A 2,603-nucleotide genomic window follows, 5' to 3' on the forward strand; every position below is an offset into this window, starting at 1 on the left:
GATGCCTAACAAAGCGTTCAAGACGGACTCCCAACGCTTGGCGCTTTCGGCTTTCTTCAGGTTAAGTATGTATGTCACAATGGTTTAGGTTGGGTGGTTGGCGTTGCTCGCCACTTAACGCGGCGTTAGAGCTCTCGTAGTGTACAAATTAACAGTAATGCTCTAGAATAGTGGCAAATAAAAGAGGTGTTTATAATAATGGCTACTGAATTTGATGTTGTGAAATATATCCTAGATGAACTAGGTGAGATATCAGCAATGAAGCTACAAAAGCTTGTCTATTATAGTCAAGCTTGGTCCTTGGTTTGGGACGAAGAAGAGCTTTTTTCAGAAGATTTCGAAGCTTGGGCAAATGGTCCGGTTCTCCGTTCTCTTTATCATGAGCACCGTGGTCTATTTAAGGTTAATGCTGATACCTTTTCGCAAGGTAACAAAGAAGAGTTAACTGAAGATCAAGTAGAAACAATTGATAAAGTTCTTGAATTCTATGGTGACAAATCAGCTCAGTGGTTAAGCAATTTAACGCACAAAGAGTCTCCTTGGAAAGATGCTCGAGGCACCCTTGAAGCAATGGCGTCATCAAGTGAGGTGCTTACTAAAGGTTCAATGGAAGAATACTACGCTGCACTTTAATACTTATGAGTAAAAAAATTGAAAGGGAAGAACGTAAACTCGCCAAAAAAGAGAAAAAAAGAGAAAAAGCTGTAAGGTTTCGTTCTGAGTTTATTGAAAGTGGTGCACAACACATTCCCAAGATCCAATTCTTACCCGAGTTAGAAAAATTACCTAAGCTAGATGCTAACTTGCAAGATCTCGAATCCCCTAAACAGGCCAAAGCAAACCAAAATGGTTCGAGGTTTGGATATAAAATGACATGGTGCGCTAGGATTGCTGACCTCAAGGATGAGTGGTCATGGGGCGAGTCTAGACATTGGTCTGATGATGAATGGGCAAATCAAATTTCTAAAGGCTTAAATTCATTGGAGGGTCTGGACTGGAGTGAACTACAGGCAATGACCTCTGACTCTATGCACTTAATGCATCATGACCACGACATCAGCGATCTACGCGATGAAGCAGTTGCACGTTGGTTAGAATTAAATTTGGAGCAGTTTGATAGTCCTTTTAGATTTCGTCTTGGAAATAAAAAAAGAGCATGGGGTGTCGAACTTCAGGGGCATTTCTATTTGGTCTGGTATGAAAGGGACCATCAAATCTATCCAGTTGATTAGCTCTGTAGATAGAGCTCTAACAATCTGTTTAAGAGTGATTCGCAACGCTTGGCATTTTTGCTATGCGTTGCGTTTTGTGTTTAAGGCGGTATGCGGAAGCATCGGTATTGCGTTGCTCACACCTTAACAGGGCGTTAGTTTGCCCACCGACAACAATCAGTCGGTAGGGAATTTTTGCTTCTGGTGTAGAACTCGCATTACACGAATTGCTGAGCCATCGAACCAGTAGGAAACGATCATTGAAATTTCCGGGATAATTAGTAATCGTCCTCGAATACCATCACGTTGAACACCCATCAATGGTTGCTCAAGTAAATTTTCTACTTTAGCTTCAATGATTTCGTCAGTTTTTTCAGCTGCGTCAGGGTTAAAGTCATAAAGAAACTCAAAGATCTTCTCACGATCATTCAGCGATTCTTCCTCCCATAAAATCATTGTTGACCTCGGCTACGAATCTTAGCTTTTCGTTCAGCCATTCGTGCTTTTGCAGAGTCATGGTCAACAAATGAAGCTTTTCCTGAGTCAAACTTCTCAAATGCTAGGTTTACTTGTTCAGTTAACCAAGCGTCGTGAGATAATGCTTTTCGTTGTTGCTCAGCCATTTGCTCGGTTAGCTCACGGCAAGCATCGCTAAGTGTGCGTCCTTGGCTCTCAGCCATTTGCTGAGCTAAGCGTTTAATTTCGTCGTCAACACGAAATTGAATTCTAGTGTCCATGAGTCGCTCCTAAATCTATGTGTGTACAAATGTTAGCACTAGCGTTAGGTAAGGGCAACTAACAAAGCATTTAAGACGGATTCTCAACGCTTGGCAATTTCAGTTTGGGTCAGCTTTAGTGCTGAATGTGGCAAGGTTTAAGGTTAGTGGTCGCGTTGTTCACCACTTAATGCGGCGTTAGCTACTTCAAAGTGAAACAGAGGCATACTATCAACTAAGTTTTTGAAGGGAATTCAATGAAGAAAATAATAATCGGTGGCCTGATAGCAATAATCACGACTTCTTGTGCATTATTGGAACCGTCATGGGAAGGCAAATATGCAGAAAAGAAACGAGAAGCAAATGCATATTTGGCATGGACATCAGAACTTGGCTCTGTTGTCGAACCAGAAGAAATATGCGTAAAAAAGAAGTATTACTACTTGTGTAAAGGTTATGAGGACTTTGGAGGCACCATTAAGAAGTTTCCTGTCCTTCAGCCTCTCAAAGATGAGAAGGCTGCTTTCTACCATGTCTATGTATTGTTTTCTCCTGAAGGTGAGGCTCTAGTTGCAGCTCGTACGACTAGACCTTGCGCTGTTACATGGGAAAGCGATAGGAAAAACATTTGTCACTGGAAAGACATATAGCCCTAATTATCGCGGGTTTGAAATAC

General features: G+C 41.6%; 5 protein-coding genes. 3 read left to right on the forward strand and 2 right to left on the reverse strand.

All coding sequences use genetic code 11. From position 1 onward, the window contains the following. The first annotated feature begins 198 nt into the window (after nt 1-198). Together RH85_RS02770 and RH85_RS02775 are read left to right on the forward strand one after the other, a co-directional pair. Entirely contained in the window at nt 199-633 is a 435-nt protein-coding gene (locus RH85_RS02770; RefSeq protein ID WP_006710663.1) for a Panacea domain-containing protein, read from the forward strand. Between the two features lie 5 nt (nt 634-638). Then, on the forward strand, nt 639-1,232 hold the full coding sequence (locus RH85_RS02775; protein WP_006710664.1) for a hypothetical protein: 594 nt from the start codon (nt 639-641) through the stop codon (nt 1,230-1,232). Nucleotides 1,233-1,388: 156 nt separating this feature from the next. Here the strand turns inward: RH85_RS02775 and RH85_RS02780 are convergent, their stop codons facing one another. Together RH85_RS02780 and RH85_RS02785 are read right to left on the reverse strand one after the other, a co-directional pair. Beyond that, the gene (locus RH85_RS02780) at nt 1,389-1,667 is read right to left on the reverse strand and encodes a type II toxin-antitoxin system RelE/ParE family toxin (RefSeq protein WP_006710666.1); all 279 of its coding nucleotides are present in this window, start codon (nt 1,665-1,667) and stop codon (nt 1,389-1,391) included. After that, the gene (locus RH85_RS02785; RefSeq protein WP_006710667.1) at nt 1,664-1,948 is read right to left on the reverse strand and encodes a type II toxin-antitoxin system RelB/DinJ family antitoxin; all 285 of its coding nucleotides are present in this window, start codon (nt 1,946-1,948) and stop codon (nt 1,664-1,666) included. Before RH85_RS02785 ends, RH85_RS02780 begins: the two co-directional genes overlap by 4 nt. A gap of 236 nt (nt 1,949-2,184) precedes the next feature. Between RH85_RS02785 and RH85_RS02790 the strand changes: the two genes are divergently transcribed. Further along, nucleotides 2,185-2,577: a hypothetical protein gene (locus tag RH85_RS02790; protein ID WP_006710668.1), complete on the forward strand. Its 393-nt coding sequence runs from the start codon at nt 2,185-2,187 to the stop codon at nt 2,575-2,577. Nucleotides 2,578-2,603 lie beyond the last annotated feature (26 nt).

The sequence above is a fragment of the Vibrio ichthyoenteri ATCC 700023 genome (genome assembly GCF_000222605.1).
GTDB lineage: Bacteria > Pseudomonadota > Gammaproteobacteria > Enterobacterales > Vibrionaceae > Vibrio > Vibrio ichthyoenteri.